The sequence below is a fragment of the Streptomyces sp. NPDC006602 genome (genome assembly GCF_042870385.1).
Lineage (GTDB): Bacteria > Actinomycetota > Actinomycetes > Streptomycetales > Streptomycetaceae > Streptomyces.
The window spans coordinates 19,430-35,393 of sequence record NZ_JBIAHG010000036.1 but is presented as its reverse complement, the minus strand read 5'-3'; the positions used below and the strand labels follow the sequence as shown (position 1 = coordinate 35,393).

General features: G+C 69.5%; 16 protein-coding genes and 6 pseudogenes. 15 read left to right on the top strand and 7 right to left on the bottom strand.

Going from position 1 to position 15,964, the window contains the following annotated elements; translation table 11 throughout:
* The first annotated feature begins 13 nt into the window (after positions 1-13).
* From ACFYO2_RS42100 to ACFYO2_RS42060, 9 genes and pseudogenes are all read left to right on the top strand, one after another.
* The gene (locus ACFYO2_RS42100) at positions 14-517 is read left to right on the top strand and encodes a flavin reductase family protein (RefSeq protein WP_388360678.1); all 504 of its coding nucleotides are present in this window, start codon (positions 14-16) and stop codon (positions 515-517) included.
* Positions 518-614: 97 nt separating this feature from the next.
* Positions 615-1,283, top strand: coding sequence for a GntR family transcriptional regulator (locus ACFYO2_RS42095; RefSeq protein WP_388360675.1), 669 nt, complete (start codon positions 615-617; stop codon positions 1,281-1,283).
* Positions 1,284-1,434: 151 nt separating this feature from the next.
* On the top strand, positions 1,435-2,763 hold the full coding sequence (glnT, locus tag ACFYO2_RS42090; protein WP_388360672.1) for a type III glutamate--ammonia ligase: 1,329 nt from the start codon (positions 1,435-1,437) through the stop codon (positions 2,761-2,763).
* Between the two features lie 53 nt (positions 2,764-2,816).
* Positions 2,817-3,671 (top strand): glutamine amidotransferase, encoded by an 855-nt coding sequence (locus ACFYO2_RS42085; RefSeq protein WP_388360669.1) that lies wholly within the window; start codon positions 2,817-2,819, stop codon positions 3,669-3,671.
* Entirely contained in the window at positions 3,659-4,333 is a 675-nt protein-coding gene (locus tag ACFYO2_RS42080; RefSeq protein WP_388360666.1) for a glutamate synthase, read from the top strand. The genes ACFYO2_RS42085 and ACFYO2_RS42080 overlap by 13 nt, the downstream gene beginning before the upstream one ends.
* Before the next feature lie 15 nt (positions 4,334-4,348).
* Entirely contained in the window at positions 4,349-5,668 is a 1,320-nt protein-coding gene (locus ACFYO2_RS42075; RefSeq protein ID WP_388360663.1) for an FMN-binding glutamate synthase family protein, read from the top strand.
* Positions 5,665-6,750, top strand: a complete 1,086-nt coding sequence (locus tag ACFYO2_RS42070; protein ID WP_388360660.1) for an FAD-dependent oxidoreductase — start codon at positions 5,665-5,667, stop codon at positions 6,748-6,750. Before ACFYO2_RS42075 ends, ACFYO2_RS42070 begins: the two co-directional genes overlap by 4 nt.
* Positions 6,751-6,759: 9 nt before the next feature.
* Entirely contained in the window at positions 6,760-7,392 is a 633-nt protein-coding gene (locus ACFYO2_RS42065) for a helix-turn-helix domain-containing protein (RefSeq protein ID WP_388360657.1), read from the top strand.
* 15 nt (positions 7,393-7,407) lie between these two features.
* Positions 7,408-7,923 (top strand): annotated as a pseudogene (locus ACFYO2_RS42060) (ammonium transporter); the annotation flags it as partial.
* Positions 7,924-8,325: 402 nt separating this feature from the next.
* On the opposite strand, the gene ACFYO2_RS42055 reads toward ACFYO2_RS42060, so the two are convergent.
* The 6 genes and pseudogenes from ACFYO2_RS42055 to ACFYO2_RS42030 all read right to left on the bottom strand — a co-directional run.
* A complete protein-coding gene (locus tag ACFYO2_RS42055) occupies positions 8,326-8,613 on the bottom strand; it encodes a hypothetical protein (RefSeq protein ID WP_388360654.1) in 288 nt (95 codons plus the stop codon).
* Between the two features lie 416 nt (positions 8,614-9,029).
* A pseudogene (locus tag ACFYO2_RS42050) lies at positions 9,030-9,227 on the bottom strand (TIM barrel protein); the annotation flags it as partial.
* A gap of 143 nt (positions 9,228-9,370) precedes the next feature.
* Positions 9,371-9,667, bottom strand: a pseudogene (locus ACFYO2_RS42045) (transcriptional regulator); the annotation flags it as partial.
* 299 nt (positions 9,668-9,966) lie between these two features.
* Entirely contained in the window at positions 9,967-10,245 is a 279-nt protein-coding gene (locus ACFYO2_RS42040) for a hypothetical protein (RefSeq protein ID WP_388360651.1), read from the bottom strand.
* 79 nt (positions 10,246-10,324) lie between these two features.
* Entirely contained in the window at positions 10,325-10,870 is a 546-nt protein-coding gene (locus ACFYO2_RS42035) for a YceI family protein (protein WP_388360648.1), read from the bottom strand.
* A 204-nt stretch (positions 10,871-11,074) separates the two neighbouring features.
* Positions 11,075-11,248 (bottom strand): annotated as a pseudogene (locus ACFYO2_RS42030) (IS256 family transposase); the annotation flags it as partial.
* Here ACFYO2_RS42030 and ACFYO2_RS42025 point away from each other — a divergent pair.
* Positions 11,234-11,425 carry a hypothetical protein gene (locus ACFYO2_RS42025; RefSeq protein WP_388360646.1) on the top strand — a complete coding sequence of 64 codons (192 nt, stop codon included), beginning with the start codon at positions 11,234-11,236 and terminating at the stop codon, positions 11,423-11,425. The pseudogene ACFYO2_RS42030 and the gene ACFYO2_RS42025 overlap by 15 nt on opposite strands.
* A gap of 819 nt (positions 11,426-12,244) precedes the next feature.
* Here ACFYO2_RS42025 and ACFYO2_RS42020 read toward each other — a convergent pair.
* Complete coding sequence (locus ACFYO2_RS42020) at positions 12,245-12,841, bottom strand: DUF2867 domain-containing protein (protein WP_388360643.1); 597 nt, start codon at positions 12,839-12,841, stop codon at positions 12,245-12,247.
* 102 nt (positions 12,842-12,943) lie between these two features.
* Between ACFYO2_RS42020 and ACFYO2_RS42015 the strand changes: the two genes are divergently transcribed.
* The 5 genes and pseudogenes from ACFYO2_RS42015 to ACFYO2_RS41995 form a co-directional block, all read left to right on the top strand.
* On the top strand, positions 12,944-13,501 hold the full coding sequence (locus tag ACFYO2_RS42015; RefSeq protein ID WP_388360640.1) for a TetR/AcrR family transcriptional regulator: 558 nt from the start codon (positions 12,944-12,946) through the stop codon (positions 13,499-13,501).
* 238 nt (positions 13,502-13,739) lie between these two features.
* Complete coding sequence (locus tag ACFYO2_RS42010; RefSeq protein ID WP_388360637.1) at positions 13,740-13,916, top strand: hypothetical protein; 177 nt, start codon at positions 13,740-13,742, stop codon at positions 13,914-13,916.
* A 107-nt stretch (positions 13,917-14,023) separates the two neighbouring features.
* Positions 14,024-14,563: pseudogene (locus ACFYO2_RS42005) on the top strand (AAA family ATPase).
* A 73-nt stretch (positions 14,564-14,636) separates the two neighbouring features.
* Entirely contained in the window at positions 14,637-15,044 is a 408-nt protein-coding gene (locus tag ACFYO2_RS42000) for a DUF5131 family protein (protein WP_388360634.1), read from the top strand.
* Positions 15,045-15,088: 44 nt separating this feature from the next.
* A pseudogene (locus ACFYO2_RS41995) lies at positions 15,089-15,766 on the top strand (IS6 family transposase); the annotation flags it as partial.
* Positions 15,767-15,964 lie beyond the last annotated feature (198 nt).

The following is a 15,964-nucleotide window of genomic DNA, read 5'->3' as shown; positions in this document are numbered from 1 at the left end:
TAGGAGCATCTCCATGACCCCGCTTGCCGCGAAGCCCGACCTCGACGTGATGAAGCAGGTCAACCGGCAGTTCGTCACCGGTGTCACGGTCGTGACCGCGATGGACGGAGAAACGCCCAGAGGACTGGCCGTCAACGCGTTCTCGAGCATCTCGCTCGACCCCGCCACTGTGATGGTCTGCATCCAGCACACCTCCTCCACCCACGACTGTCTTTTCCGGGCGGGCCACCTCGCGATCAACATCCTGTCCACGGACCAGCTCGACGTCGTCGGCAGGTTCGCGAGCAAGGCCGACGACAAGTTCAAGGACCTCGCATGGGAGAGCGGCCCGTTCGGCAGCCCGCTGATCGCCCGGAGCAGCGCCCAGATGGAGGTCGAGATCCGCGAGCGGCTCCAGGCCAGCACCCACACCGTGTTCATCTGCCGCGTGGTGCATGCCGCGGTGACCGAGCGCCATCCGATGGTCTACAGCGCGGGTAAGTTCTTCGACGGTGGCGCGCTCGCGCCACTGGGATGACCGGCGGTCGGCTCGGGATACGGAGGAGGGTTCGGTGAATCGCGCACAGAGCGAACCGAAGTGGGGGTCCCCCCGGCCTGAGGCTGGGGGAGGGTCGATGCAGGCCAGGGTGATCGCCGAGATGCGCCGGCGGATCATCAAGGGCGACATCGAGCCCGGGGCTCCGCTCTCGGAACTCGCCCTCGCGGAGGAGTTCGGCGTCAGCCGTACGCCGGTACGCGAAGCCCTCAAGCAGCTGCAGACCGAGGGACTGGTCGAGGTTCGGCCCCGCGTCGGGACGTTCGTCACCACCCCCTCCCGCCGCGAGATCACAGAGCTCTTCGAGATGAAGGAACTTCTCGAGGGCGCGGCCGCCCGCCTCCTCGCCCGGCGCGGCCGCGTCGCGGAGATTGACATGCTCGAGCGCAATCTGCGCGAGGCTGATGAAGCGGTGGCCCGGGACGACCGGGAGCGGTACGCGGAGTTGGTCCAGGAGTTCCATGACCTGCTCATCGCCGGTGCCGACAACAACAAGTTGGAGGCCCACTACCGGATGCTGATGAATCAGCTGGCCTACCCCCGGCTGGTGAACACGTCACTGAGCCAACCGGGCCGTGCCCTGCAGTCGGACCGTGAGCACCACGTCGTCCTGGAGCTGATCCTTGAGAAGGACGGCGACACCGCCGAGCACGTGATGCGTGAGCACGTCAGGGCCAGCCGGCGCGCACTGCTGGCGGGGCTGCCCATCGGCGGCGCGAACGAGGGGTTCGGCATGGCAGGTGCCTGATCCCAACTGCCGGGCCGGGTCCGCCTCTTCGGGGCGGTGCCCGGCCCTTCTGCTTACGGGGACCTTCCACGGCGGAAATCCCCCCGTAACACCAAGTGTGTCTACTCGTATGCAACAACGATTCATCACAGTAGACACCCTGGGAGGGGCCATGACGACCGACCCGGAAGTGGACGCCCTTGATCTCGCCGAGCTGGTCCGCGCCGACGGCATCGAGTTCGTGCTGGCCGTCTTCGTCGATCTGACCGGCAAGCCGTGCGCCAAGCTCGTCCCGGCCCAGGCCGTCGAGGAACTGCGCGACGAGGGCGTCGGCTTCGCCGGGTACGCGGCCGGCGCGCTCGGCCAGCAGCCCAGCGACCCCGACGTCATCGCCCGGCCCGACGCCTCCTCGTACACGCCGCTCCCCTTCGTGAAGCCCGGTCTCGCGCTCGTGCACTGCGACCCGTATGTGGAGGGCAGGCCCTGGCCGTATGCCCCGCGCGTCATCCTGCGCTCGCTGCTCCACCGGGCCGCCGCGCAGGGGCTGTCCCTCTCGGTGGGCGCCGAGGTCGAGTACTTCCTGGTCAACCGGGACGAGCACGGCGTGCTCCGTGTCGCCGACACCAGGGACACGGCCGCCCAGCCCTGTTACGACGCACGCGGGTTGACCCGGATGTACGACCACCTCACCGCGGTCTCCAGCGCGATGAACAGTCTGGGCTGGGGCAACTACGCCAATGACCACGAGGACGGCAACGGCCAGTTCGAGCAGAACTTCCTGCACGCAGATGCCCTGACCACCGCCGACCGGGTCATCACCATGCGGTACCTGGTGTCGGTGCTGGCCGAACAGCGCGGTATGACGGCCACGTTCATGCCGAAGCCGTTCACCGACCGCACCGGCACGGGCATGCACATGCACATGTCGCTGTGGCGGGGGAGCGACCCCGCGTTCCCGGACGGCACGGACGGGCGCGGCCTGGGCCTTTCCCCGCTCGCCTACTCCTTCGTCGCCGGGATCGTCGAGCACGCGCGGGCGCTCCAGGCCGTCATCGCGCCCACCGTCAACTCGTACAAGCGCACCGGAGCGGTCTCGACCCGCTCGGGCGCCACCTGGTCGCCGCGGGTGGCGAGTTACGGCGGCAATGACCGCACCCACTTCGTGCGCGTCCCCGACGGCAACCGGATCGAGCTGCGCGGCGGGGACGGCGCCGCCAACCCCTATCTCGCCGCGGCCGCCGCCCTCGCCGCCGGCCTCGACGGCATCGAGCGCGGCCTCGACCCCGGCGAGCCGGGCGCGACCGGCAAGGGGCCGGAGCTCCCGCCGACCCTGCTGCACGCGGTCGAGGCCCTCCAGGCTGACGACGTGATCAGCGGCACGCTGGACGTGGCCGGGACCGGGGTCAGCCAGTACTTCGCCGACCTCAAGCGCGAGGAGTTCTTCGACTGGCACGCCACGGTCGGCCCCTGGGAGCTCGACCGCTATCTGACCGCCTTCTGACCGCCTTCCGCTTATTGAACCGCCTTCCGAAGGGACTTGAGATGTGCGGAATCGTGGGGCTCCATCTACGTGAGCCCGCACTCGAACCACGGCTCGGCGAGCTGCTGACCGCGATGCTGGGCCAGGTCGTCGAACGCGGACCGGACTCGGCGGGCGTCGCGGTGTACGGCGACCCGCGCCTGACGCCGCCGGGACGTACCGTCGTCTCGCTGCTCGGAGTCACACCGGCGGAGGCGGAGGCCGCGCTGCCGGGTGCGGTGGCCGTTGCCGCCGACGCCACCACCGTCGTGCACGCGGACGGCGATCTGCTCGCCGCCGTGACACAGGCGCTGCCGCACGCCACCGTCATCGGCTCCGGCACCAGCATGGCTGTCCTCAAGGGGACGGGAAACCCGGTGGAGCTGGCCGAGTCCTTCGCACTCGCCTCCGTCACCGGCTGGCAGGGCGTCGGCCACACCCGTATGGCCACCGAGTCGGCCGTGACCCCGGAGGGCGCCCACCCCTTCTCCGTCGGCCCCGGCCAGTGCCTGGTGCACAACGGGTCCTTCGCCAACCACGCCACCATCCGCCGCGAACTGCGCGCCCAGGGCGTGGAGTTCGACAGCGAGAACGACTCCGAGGTCGGCGCCCGCTTCATCGCGCACCAGCTCTCCGAGGGCGCCGACCTGGAGAAGGCGCTGCGGCTGCTGTGCGAGCGGTTCGACGGCTTCTACACGCTGCTGGTGTCGACCGGTGACTCCTTCGCGGTCGTCCGGGACGCCATCGCCTGCAAGCCGGCGCTGGTCGCTGAGACCGACGCATGGGTGGCGATGGCCTCCGAGTACCGGGCGCTGGACGTCCTGCCGGGCATCGAGCACGCCCGCATCTTCGAACCCGAGCCGGAAGAGGTGTACGTATGGCAACGCTGATCGACCTGGCCAAGACGCCGGTACGGGAACTCAACCGGGCGCTGCACGCGCCGGAAGCGGGCGCGTGGCGGGTGGCCAACCCGCGCGGCGCGCATGCCGTGGCCTGCGGCATACGGGAGAACCTCACCGTCGACATCGACGGCCACGTCGGCTACTACTGCGCCGGAATGAACCAGCACGCCACGGTCACCGTCCACGGCAACGCGGGCACCGGGGTCGCCGAGAACATGATGTCGGGAACGGTCCGGGTGCGGGGGAACGCCTCGCAGTCGGCCGGGGCCACCGCTCACGGTGGGCTGCTGGTCATCGACGGTGACGCGTCCGCGCGCTGCGGGATCTCCATGAAGGGCGTGGACATCGTCGTCGGCGGCAACGTCGGCCACATGAGCGCGTTCATGGGCCAGGCCGGACGGTTGGTCGTCTGCGGTGACGCGGGCGACGCCCTCGGCGACTCCCTCTACGAGGCCCGGATCTACGTCCGCGGCACGGTCAAGTCCCTCGGCGCGGACTGCGTGGAGAAGGAGATGCGGGACGAACACCTTTCAGAACTCGCCGAGTTGCTGAAGGCGGCCGAGCGGGACGAGGACCCCGCCGACTTCCGCCGCTACGGCTCGGCACGGGATCTGTACCACTTCAAGGTCGACAACACGACGGCGTACTGAGGGAGTTCGAAACACATGGAACCCGCATCCCACGGCCTGCGCGAGTCGGCCACCTTCGATCGTGCCACCATCCACGCCATCCAGCGTGCGGCCGAGACCGGCATCTACGACATCCGCGGCTGGGGTGCCAAGCGGCGCCTCCCGCACTTCGACGACCTGCTGCTGCTCGGTGCCTCCATGTCCCGCTACCCGCTGGAGGGTTACCGCGAGCGGTGCGACACCGAGGTCGTCCTAGGCACCCGGCACGCGAAGACCCCCCTGAGGCTCGCCACTCCCGTCACCATCGCCGGCATGAGCTTCGGCGCCCTCTCCGCCCAGGCCAAAGAGGCCCTCGGCCGGGGTGCGAGCGAGGTCGGCACCTCCACGACCACCGGCGACGGAGGCATGACCCCCGAGGAGCGCGGGCACTCCAAGCACCTCGTCTACCAGTACCTGCCGTCCCGCTACGGCATGAACCCCGACGACCTGCGCGCCGCCGACGCCATCGAGGTCGTCCTCGGCCAGGGCGCCAAGCCCGGCGGCGGAGGCATGCTGCTCGGCCAGAAGATCACCGAACGGGTCGCCGGCATGCGGACGTTGCCGATCGGAATCGACCAGCGCAGCGCCTGCCGGCACCCCGACTGGACCGGCCCCGACGACCTCGCCATCAAGATCCTGGAACTGCGCGAGATCACCGACTGGGAGAAGCCGATCTACGTCAAGGTCGGCGCGACCCGTACCTACTACGACGTGAAGCTCGCCGTGCACGCGGGCGCCGACGTGGTGGTGGTCGACGGCATGCAGGGCGGCACCGCGGCCACCCAGGACGTGTTCATCGAGCACGTCGGCATTCCCACCCTGGCCGCCTTGCCCCAAGCGGTGCAGGCGCTCCAGGAGTTGGGCGTGCACCGCGAGGTCCAGCTGATCGTCTCGGGCGGTATCCGCAATGGCGCCGACATGGCCAAGGCCCTCGCCCTCGGGGCGGACGCGGTCGCCATCGGCACGGCGGCGCTGATCGCGCTGGGCGACAACCACCCGAAGTACGACGCCGACTACCGCGAACTCGGCTCCGCCGCCGGCTACTTCGACGACTACCAGGACGGCCGCGACCCGGCCGGCATCTCCACCCAGGACGAGGAACTCTCCGCCCGCCTCGGCCCGGTCGACGCCGGCCGCAGGCTCGCCAACTTCCTCCGCGTGATGACCATGGAGGCCCAGACCCTCGCCCGCGCCTGCGGCAAGGCCCACCTCCTCCATCTCGAACCCGAGGACCTGGTCGCCCTCACCATCGAGTCCGCCGCGATGGCCCGCGTCCCGCTCGCCGGCACGCAGTGGATCCCCGGGACCGTCCTGTGATCGCCGTCGTCGGCGCCGGGCTGATGGGCGCGGCCACCGCCTGGCAGCTCGCCCGCCGCGGCCACGAGGTCACCCTGATCGAGGCGTACGACATCGGCCACCGGCACGGCAGTTCGCACGGCAGCTCGCGGATCTTCCGGCGGGCGTACGCCGATCCGTTCTACATCGGCCTGACCGGGAAGGCGTTCGAGTCGTGGCGTGAGCTGGAGCACGACAGTGCAACCCCCTTGCTGCGCACCACCGGTGGCCTCGACCTGGGCCCGGGACGCGACCCGGAAGCGCTGGCCGCCGTGCTGGGCGCGGCCGGAGTGCCGTACGAACTACTCGGTGCGGAGGCCGCCGTCGAGCGCTGGCCCCACATCCACTTCGACGGACCGGCGCTCTACCAGCCGGACGCCGGTGTCATCGACGCCGACGAGACCGTCGCGGCCTGCGTGCGCAGGGCGAACGAGCACGGCGCGGACGCGTGGATCGGCGTACGCGTCACCGGCATCGACGTACAGGAGAAGGCCCGTCTGCGCACGGACGACGGGCGTGAGCTCATCGCCGACACGGTGGTGATCGCGGCAGGGGCGTGGCTTCCCGAGCTCGAACTTCCCCTCCCGCTGCCGCCTTTGCACGTGACCCAGCAGCAGGTCTTTCACTTCCGTCAGCGGGACCCGTCCGTCGCCTGGCCGATCCTGGTCTCCAAGGACGCGTCGATGCAGGTCTTCGGACTCCCGTCCGGCGGCGACGGCGGCCCGCTGCCCGCCGTCAAGGTCGCCGAACACGACCGTGGCACCCCGACCACGGCCACCACGCGCAACGGTTTCGTCGACCCCGCCTCACGCACCCGCGTGAGCGACTTCGTCCGCGACCGGCTCCCCGGCCTCGCCCCCGACCCGGTGACCGAGGCGACCTGCCTCTACACCACCACCCCCGACGAGGACTTCGTCCTGGACCGCCACGGCCCCCTCGTCATCGTCTCCCCGTGCTCCGGACACGGCGCGAAATTCGCCCCACTCATCGGCGCGATGGCCGCCGACCTCGCCACGGGCCGCGCCGAGCCCCACCCGCGGTTCCGCCTGGAGCGCACCGCATAAGATGCGCCGGTGACCGAGCGCGCCGAACAACCCGAAACCCCAGAGGACTCCCAGGACTCCGACGACAAGGCGCTGGAGCGCATTATCGCGGTCCGGGCCCGCGAGTACCGGCAGGCGGCCGGGCTGTCGGTCGGCGAGATGGCACAGCGGGTCGGCATCTCCAAGGCCATGCTGTCGAAGATCGAGAACGCCCAGACCGCATGCAGCCTCACCACCCTCTCCCGGCTCGCACGCGGTCTCGACGTCCCCGTCACCGCCCTGTTCCGCGGCATGGACGACGAACGCGAGGCCGTCTTCGTCCCCGCCGGACACGGCGCCCGCATCGTCCGGCGCGGCACCCGCGTCGGCCACGAATACGCGCAGCTCGGTTCACTCAGAGGCGCCCACAAGCGCATGGACGCCCTGCTGGTGACCCTGACCGAGCAGAGCGAGGTCTTCCCGCTGTTCCAGCACGCCGGCACGGAGATCATCTACATGCTGGAGGGCGAGATGGTCTACGGCCACGGCAAGTCCAGCTACACCCTGCGCCCCGGCGACGCCCTCCAGCTCGACGGCGAGGCCCCGCACGGCCCCGAGCGGCTCATCGAACTGCCCATTCGCTTCCTGACGGTGACCGCGTTCGGGGGCAGCCCTCAGCACTGAAACCCGGCCTATTTCCGCGACGGCCACGCCACGAGCCTCGGCGCCGCCTCCGGCGCCATCGCCGGCCTGGTCGCCATCACCCCGTCCTGTGGCGCGGTCTCCCCGCTCGGCGCGCTCGTGCTCGGCGCGATCGGCGGCGCGGTCTGCGCGCTCGCCGTCGGCCTCAAGTACAGCTTCGGATACGACGACTCCCTGGACGTCGTCGGCATCCACCTCGTCGGCGGCCTCACCGGCACGCTGCTCGTCGGCATCCTCGCCACGTCGGACGCACCCAACGGCGTCGACGGCCTCCTCTACGGCGGCGGCCTCTCCCTCCTCGGCAAGCAGGCGGTCGGCGCCTTCGCCGTACTGGCCTACTCGTTCGCTGTGACCTGGGTCATCGCCAAGGTGCTCGACAAGACGATGGGGCTGCGGGTCCGCCCCGAGGTGGAGGAGGAGGGCGTCGACGTTCACCTGCACGCGGAGAGCGCCTACGACCTCACCCACTCGCCGACCACCGCCCCGACCCCCGCGCCTGTTGTTGCGGGATAAGGAGGCCCACCTTCCGACGCCCAGCCGCTGCGGGCCCGGCAATCCCGGGCCACGAGAAGACTGGCGACAGCGGGGGCAGGGCTGCGGCGTCTCGCACCGTGACGTGCATTCCACAGCCTCAACTCGGCACCTTCGGTGAGGTGAAGGGGTATGACGGGGCACCGCTGCTGGCTCCCGAAATGGCGCCGGTGACGTTGAAGTCGTGGGGGAGGGTGCGCTGACCTGCTGAGATGCGCCCACGGGGTTGCCTGGGGCGGGAGTGTGTGGACTTCCGTCTCGCCGGGCTGGGGACCGACGACGACCCGCGCGGTGTCACCTTCACCGAGTGCGTCAACAGCCTCGTGGAGTACGTCGAAGCGCCGACCTGAACGACATAACCCTGGGCGGTCACAGCTGGGGTGGCTACGTCCCGACCGGAGCGGCGCCGAAACTCGCCTCCGGGCTACGGCGCCTGGTGTTCTGGAGCGCGTTCGTGCCGGGTGACGGCGAGTCGCTGATCGAGGCCTGCCCGCCGCACCACGGCGAGATGTTCCACGCCGTGGCGGCTGCTTCCGGCAACAACGGAGTGACCTTCCCGTTCGAGGTGTTCCAGCAGGCGTTCATGCAGGACGCCGACGAGGAGACACAGCGGATCGTCCACTCCCCTCTCGTGCCGCAGCCGCTCGGCACTTTCACGGAGAAGCCGGACATGAGCGCGTTCTACGCGCTGGACATTCCCGACCGCGTACGTCCTGTCCGAGGACCTCTCCCTCTCCGGCGAGTGGCACTGGGCCGAGCGCTTTCCCGAGTGCCTGAAGAACCCGCTGATGATCGAGACCCCCGGCAGCCACGAGGCCCTCTTCACCCGCCCTGCCGAACTGGCCGACGCGTTCGTCCGGGCCTGCACGGCATCACGGGGTCATGGCGTCACCCGTGGAGAAGGGCACCTGACCCGCACCGGGCGGGCTGCCCTTCTTGCGCTGCCAGAAGAAGCCCGGCCCGCGCCTGGTCCTGGTCATGCCCGCGCAGCCGCCGTCGCTTACGTACAGCTGAGTGTCCAGCGTTCCAGGACGGCGACGGCGGCATGGGCCGGTTCGGTGAGGAGGTCGGTGGGCCCGGCGGATGGATTACGCCGCGAGTTCCTTGGTGATGCGGTCGAGCATGAAGGTCGAGGACTCGTGGGCGCGTTCCTCCCAGGCGAAGACGCAGGCGGTGGCGACGCCGTCGAAGTCCAGCTCGCGCAGGGTGGTGAAGAAGGCGTCCCAGTCGACCTCGCCCTGCCCGATGTCGAGGTGTTGGTGGATACGGGCGGCGGTGCCGGGCGGGGGAACCGCGGGTAGGCCTCGTACGGTACGCCCCCGCCCTCACGGAAGCAGCGCACGACCTGCTGTTCGACCTCGCCCATCATCGCGATGTAGGGCATCATGCCAGCCAGGTTGTCCGGGCCCGCCGCGGTGGTCAGGGACGCGGCGTGCTCGGGCGGCAGGGCGTACGTCCGCGTCTCCGGCTCGTACTCCACGAACCCGCCGACGGCCATGCCGCCGAGCCACTCGCGCACATACCGCTCATCGAGGTTCGCTGCCTTTGCAATCTCGGCGCTGGTCGACGGCGGAAGGGCGGCCAGCGTGTCGAACAGGCCGCACTGGTGACCGACGCTGGTAAGCAGGGCGAGCGCGGCCTTGTTCAGGACATCGACGACTTCCCCCGCGAACGCCTCCTGCCTGGCAGTGTCCAAGGACGCCTGCTCTGTGCCAAGAGTGGACATGATCGCTCCTTCCGCCGGAGGGCTCCGACGCACCGCCGAAGACCGGTGCACATTCGTCACGGTACGCCCGGATTGCGGCCCTAGATCTTACGGAGCGAGGACGTTCGCACTCGGCCGCTCCGCACCGCCGGCAGCAAGGGCTGGCTGCTCACTGCAGTAACCGTCGGCCGGACTGCGCACGCTGGGCAGCACCATGGTGGTCAGCCTGGCTCTTTGGACCGCTTGGTCGCCCACGTCGTCGGGAATCTCTTGTCCGCAGCGGCCTACACCCCGTGCCCAAGGGGCAGCCAGTATGCCGATCAAGTCTCGATCACGGCGTCGCAGTCTGGGCAGACCACGGACTCGTACTGCGCGGGGTACCAGGGCGTCCCGCCATCCTCGGTGGTCAAGGGGCCTGCTTCCATGGCGAAGGTGTCCTTCCCGCACAGGGTCCGCGGCCCTGTGGCGGTGGGCTCCCCGGGGGCGGTGGGCGCCGCGTGCACCTTGCGGACGTGCTGTTCCTCGTTGCCCGGTATCCCCGGGAAGGGGTGCGCGGGCACCGGCTTGTCGAGCTCGTACACGACAACGATGGTGCTCATGTACCCACGATAGGAGCAGGAAGGGCGGATCCCCCTGCCGCCTTTGAGACCGGGTGGCTGTGATCGGCGGGCGCTGCTCTCACGTCTGACCCGTGCGCGGCGGCGATCCGGGGCGGTCCGCCGGCTCGAGCCTGGCCACCTCGAATTCCACACGAACGTCGTCAGCCAGTCGCAGCGCCCCCAGGAACGCGGTGTAGGGCTTGATGCCCCAGGTGGACTGCGTCACGGTTGCCCAGCCGCGCAATGGCCCGGCGTTGTTTCCCTTGCCGTGGACCGACGCGGGATGGGTGAGCCCTTTGATAGTGAGCTCACCGGTGATCTCGAAGGACTGCGGGGTTCCCGTGATACTGGTGGAACTGAAGGTGATCGTGGGGTGCTCCGCGGTGTGCAGCAGGGCCATGTCCTCCAGCGTCCGTTTGATCTCGGCCCGGTCTGCGTCGGTGAGTGCCTTCAGCCCACCGGTTCCTTCCCGGACCTCCAGCGAGCCCGTCTCGACCGTCACATTCACCGAGGACCTGTCAGGGTCACCGACATCCACTACGGCCTCGCCGGACCATCGGGTGGCTTCGATCGTGAGGTCGTGGCCCGCGCGGCGTCCCAATCCGGCGCGGCCGGTCTTGATCAAGAGGCGGCCGGTCGACGGCCCGAGTCGGTACGTTCCGTCTGTCAGCGTCACAGCGCCGAGGGTACGGGCGGATCCGGCAGGCGGCGTCGACGCGGTCTGGTCGGCGTGTCCCCCATGGGGCGAGATGATCTGCGAGGGTGGTCATGGTGTGCACGGCGGTGCATAGGGTCTGTAAAGCGAGCGGTGTAACTGGGGTTGGTGTGGCTAGAGTTGGCCTGCGGTGAGGCGGCCGTCGAAGGCCAGGTCGAAGGCGTTCATGGCGCCCTTCCAGCGCATGGTCCAGCGTTTGCGGCCGGCGCCGGTCGGGTCGAGGCTCATGACGGCCATGTAGACGCACTTGAGGGCGGCCTGGTCCGTGGGGAAGTGCCCGCGGGAGCGGCCCAAGCCTGCGGCCACTTTCCCAACGAGACCGCCGCCCTCAAGCGCCTCTACCTGACCACCCTCGCCCTCGATCCCACCGGACGCGGACACCAGCGCTGGAACAACCGCTGGAAGAGCGCGCTCAACGAGTTCGACCTCCTCTTCGACGGCCGCCTTACCGCCGGACGGGTGTAGACCAATCAGCCCACCGAAGAACCTGTAGACCAATCAGACGAATCACACCTCATTCCTGATAGACCCGGCTTCCGTCCTGGCCCGGCCGGCGGGCGGACAAAGGGCGCGCGACAGCGGGGCGAAGAGCCTCTTCCGAGGCTGCGGCTGCGCTCGATACGGTTACAGGTCTGAGCGGGGGGCGACCCGGTGAACATCTTCACGTGCCGGAAGTGCAGCGAGCCGTACGACGCCGGAGTGTCCTTGGCGAAACGTCACGCGTGCAGGAAGCAGCAGACGGCCGCTGAACGGCGGGCTGCCGCCGAGTGGCGGAAAAGCCTGGGATGGCGGGAGGGACAGGGATTCGATGGGGCGCGTCGTCGGCCGCGCGACGAGCGGCGGGACATGCGGATCGCCGCGGCCTGGGCGGTTCTGTCAGGCCTGAGGGCTGTCGTGTCGATGCTGTGTGGTGTTCGGGAGCGCCGCCGTACTGACTGGGTGAAGGCGGCACGACAGCCGCGGGCGGGCGGGTTCGGCGCGGGTGGTGACGGCGGCAGCGCCGGAGACTGACCAACCGGCACCAGCCGGCTCACCTTCAAGTGCACTCTGATCGAGACCGACTCCTACCGCCTCACCCGCAAGTCGGTCCGCAAGACGCTCACCCTGCCCGTTGCCGCCCCGGTGTCGGCTGCTGCCTGAGCAGATCCTCACCCAGCTCGCCCGCCACGCCGAACTGCACATCGACGGCGCCCGGGTGTCGGGGGCCGGCCGCCTCGGCGGGCGTGCGTGTGGGTCGGGTGCGTCCCCCGTGCGCACCCGGCCCGGTCGGAGTGGCGGCGGGGGTCAGGGCTTGGGGGCGGGAGCGGTCGCCTGCCAGCGGGTGCCGATGGTGCGCAGCAGGTTGTCGTAGACGCCGAGGTAGCGGAAGGGCTTGATGGCGGCCATGTAGAGGTGGCCGAAGGGGCCGTTGGGCTTGACGAGGACGGCCATCTGCCCGCGGTAGCCGCCGGAGCCGTCCGGGACCCAGCCGAGGTGGAGCACGCCATGCATGGTGCGGTTGGCGATCTCGGCCGCCCACTCACCCTCGGTCTCGTAGACGGTGGTGAAGCGGGGGTTGCGGGAGGACGGCAGGTCCTGGCGGAGGTCGTCGGGCAGCCGGTCGCGCAGGGTCGGCACCCGCGCGCCCAGGCCGGCATCCGGCTTGTCCCACCCGAACAGCGCACCGAGCTTCCAGCGGATCGCGAAGAGGGCGCGGGCGACGGGCGAGGTGACGAACGGCTCCTGGGCGGGGCCTGCGCCGCTGAAGAGGGCGACCAGGCGGGGCCAGTCGCCGGGGCTGCCCGGAGTGGGCAGCGCCCAGACGTCCTCGAGGCGGAAGTCGTGGGCGATGGCGTGGATGCGCCAGGGACGGGAAGTGTGGGCGGTCTTGGGAAGCCTCATGCCGAGCCCCTGTCTATACGGTGGCGTATAGACCTAGGCTAGCCCTGTGTGTACGGAGGCGTCTATACGGGTCCGTATATCCGGTGAGTGAGGAGGCACGGCATGGGAGTCACCCGTACGCCGCGCGGCGCCTGGATCGAGCAGGGGATGCGGGCGCTTGCCGCCGGCGGTCCGGAGGCCGTTCGGATCGAGGTGCTGGCGCAGGCGCTGGGCGTCAGCAAGGGCGGGTTCTACGGGTACTTCCGCAACCGGGACGCGCTGCTCGGCGAGATGCTCGACACCTGGGAGCGGGAGGCCGCCGAGGCCGTGATCGAGCAGGTGGATGCCGGGGGCGGGGACGCCAGGGCCCGGCTGGAGCGGCTGTTCACCATCACCGCGGCGGCCACCGGGCCGGTGACGGGCGTGGCCTCGGAGCTGGCCATCCGCGACTGGGCGCGGCGCGACGAGGACGTGGCGGCGCGGCTGCGGCGGGTGGACAACCGGCGCATGGAGTACCTGCGCGCGCTGTTCGGGGCCTTCTGCCCCGACGAGAAGGAGGTCGAGCTGCGGTGCATGCTCGTCTTCTCCCTGCGGATCGGCAGCTACTTCATCGCCGCCGAGCACGGGGGGCTCAGTCGGGCGCAGGTGATGGAGCTGGCGCGGGAGCGGCTGCTGACGTAGGGGCGAGGGGCAGTCACTCACCGAGTGCTTCCCGTGGTGTGCGACTGCTTCCGGCGGTGCCCGACTGCTTAACGTCCTGGGCCTCGAACCGGATATTTGGCAGCGTACGGTCTCCCAGCTGCCGATCCTTCCGGGGCATCGGGCATCCATCAGCGACGACGCAAACGCCTCGCCGTCAGCGTCTACGTCTGGACCCGAGTCACCGAGGGGGAACTCGAGTTCGCGCCCTGCCCGCCGCATGTCGCCCGCGATCCCGAACTCCGCCGTCTGGAGCCGACAACGGCACAACGTCTGCCACTGGCTCAGGCAGACGGACACACGGGACGGCCTCCCCTACTACCGAGCCCTCAGGCCGCTGCTCGACGCCCACGCCGAGCAGCTGGCCAAGGCGATCGACCCCAACCTTTCGCGATAAGTGACACCTGATCTTGGTGGTTGACACCACTCTGAGACACGCCGAAGCCATACCGGATTTCTGCTGTGTCTGTTCCCGCAGCCCCCACGACGCTAGCGTCGAGTCTCATGATCGTATGGCTCAACGGCACCCATGGCGCAGGCAAAACGACGACCAGCGCGCTCGTGCAGCAGCTCATCTCGGATTCACGGGTGCTCGACGCCGAGAAGGTCGGCGAGACACTCATGGACATCACGCCAGGGCTGCCCGCGACGGACAACTTCCAGCACTGGCCGCCGTGGCGGCCGCTCGTAGTCGAGACCGCCCGACGCGTCCTCGACTACGCCGGCGGCACCCTGGTGATGCCCATGACCGTCCTGGTCGAGCAGTACTGGCGCGAGATCAGCTCGGGCCTTGCCCAGCATGCCATTCCGGTCCGGCACTTCGTCCTCCATGCCGACCAGGACACCCTCCGCGCGCGCATCGCGGGCGACACTGTTCTTGGCCCCAACTCCCCGTTCCGTCTCCAATACCTTGAACCCTACGTCGAGGCGGCCCGCACGTGACTGCACGCCGAGGCCGAGGTCGTCGACACCACGCACCTCACGCCCGCCCAGGCCGCACTGCAGATCGCAGAGGCTGTCAAGAGTTGTGTCCCGTCGAATTGAGCTTGTCTGTGGATCTTGTGCTGAGCTGCGGGGCTGCCCATGTCGGATGAGAGCAGCCGGGCCTGGATTCTCGGTGCATCTGGCTTCTGAGAACGACGGCGACCCCCGCACCTCCGGCCCCGGCTTCGGCCTGACCGTCCACCCGGACGCGCTGACGGTGCCTCTGGGCTGGAAGGCGCCGCGCACGGTGTTCGTGAACTCGATGTCAGATCTCTTCCACGCCCGCGTCCCGCTGGACTACGTCGAGCAGGTCTTCGACATCATCGCGCAGACCCCGCAGCACACCTATCAAGTGCTCACGAAGCGGGCGCGCCGACTGCGGCAGGTCGCCGACCGACTGGAGTGGCCGGCCAACCTGTGGATGGGGGTGTCCGTGGAGAGCGCGAAGGAACTGCCGCGTGTCGACGACCTGCGGCAGGTTCCGGCCGCGGTGCGGTTCCTGTCGTGCGAGCCGCTACTCGGGCGCTGTCACGTTGGCTGATCACGTCGGATGATCTTCGGGTTGATCCTGTTGGAGGGGTGCCCGTGGAGAGCAGGTCGCCGTCGTACAAGGGGCACCGCTACCCGGTCGTGGTCATCTCCCACTGTGTGTGGCTTTACCACCGTTTCCCGCTCAGTTTTCGCGAGGTCGAGGAGCTGATGCTCGAGCGCGGTGTCGTCGTCTCCTACGAGACGGTCCGCGGCTGGTGTGTGAAGTTCGGCCCGGCTTGCGCCCGCGAGTTGCGTCGCCGGCTGCCCCGGCCCGGGGACAAGTGGCATCTGGACGAGGTCTTCATCAAGATCAACGGTGAGCAGAAGTACCTGTGGCGGGCTGTCGACCAGGACGGGATGGTGCTCGACATCCTCGTGCAGAACCGGCGTGACACCGCCGCGGCCACGCGCTTCTTCCGCCGCCTGCTGAAGAACACGGGTGCGGTGCCGCGGGTGGTCGTCACCGACAAGCTTCGCTCCTACGGCGCGGCCCACCGCGAGGTCATGCCCTCCGTGGAGCACCGCTCACACAAGGGCTTGAACAACAGGGCGGAGAACAGCCACCAGCCGACCCGGCAGCGTGAACGGGAGATGAAGGGCTTCCGCGGCGTTGGCGCAGCCCAGCGGTTCCTCTCCGCGTTCAGCGGGATCTCACCCCGCTTCCGACCTGACCGCCACTTGATGGCCGCACCCGACTACCGGACGGAAATGACCCTCCGCTTCACCATCTGGGAGCAGATCACCGGCGTCACCGGTCAGCCCACCACGACCTGAGACAGGCGCCGAACCGGGCTCCACCACGTCCCAACACACCGCCAGAAACCCACGCACCCAACAACGTGACAGCACCCTCCGGCCAGTTCGCCGGGCCGCCGGCCCGGAACCGGTCGTCCGCCCACTGGGGCTCTGTCTACATCGAGCTGAGCCGTC

Excerpts from the sequence above, each read along its gene's own strand:
- ACFYO2_RS42040 (WP_388360651.1), bottom strand. The coding sequence starts at position 10,245 with ATGAGCACCATCGTTGTCGTGTACGAGCTCGACAAGCCGGTGCCCGCG.
- ACFYO2_RS42020 (WP_388360643.1), bottom strand. The coding sequence starts at position 12,841 with ATGAGGCTTCCCAAGACCGCCCACACTTCCCGTCCCTGGCGCATCCAC.
- ACFYO2_RS42100 (WP_388360678.1), top strand. The coding sequence starts at position 14 with ATGACCCCGCTTGCCGCGAAGCCCGACCTCGACGTGATGAAGCAGGTC.
- ACFYO2_RS42010 (WP_388360637.1), top strand. The coding sequence starts at position 13,740 with ATGTCGCCCGCGATCCCGAACTCCGCCGTCTGGAGCCGACAACGGCAC.
- ACFYO2_RS42055 (WP_388360654.1), bottom strand. The coding sequence starts at position 8,613 with ATGTCCGGCTTCTCCGTGAAAGTGCCGAGCGGCTGCGGCACGAGAGGG.
- glnT (WP_388360672.1), top strand. The coding sequence starts at position 1,435 with ATGACGACCGACCCGGAAGTGGACGCCCTTGATCTCGCCGAGCTGGTC.
- ACFYO2_RS42080 (WP_388360666.1), top strand. The coding sequence starts at position 3,659 with ATGGCAACGCTGATCGACCTGGCCAAGACGCCGGTACGGGAACTCAAC.
- ACFYO2_RS42075 (WP_388360663.1), top strand. The coding sequence starts at position 4,349 with ATGGAACCCGCATCCCACGGCCTGCGCGAGTCGGCCACCTTCGATCGT.
- ACFYO2_RS42095 (WP_388360675.1), top strand. The coding sequence starts at position 615 with ATGCAGGCCAGGGTGATCGCCGAGATGCGCCGGCGGATCATCAAGGGC.
- ACFYO2_RS42015 (WP_388360640.1), top strand. The coding sequence starts at position 12,944 with ATGGGAGTCACCCGTACGCCGCGCGGCGCCTGGATCGAGCAGGGGATG.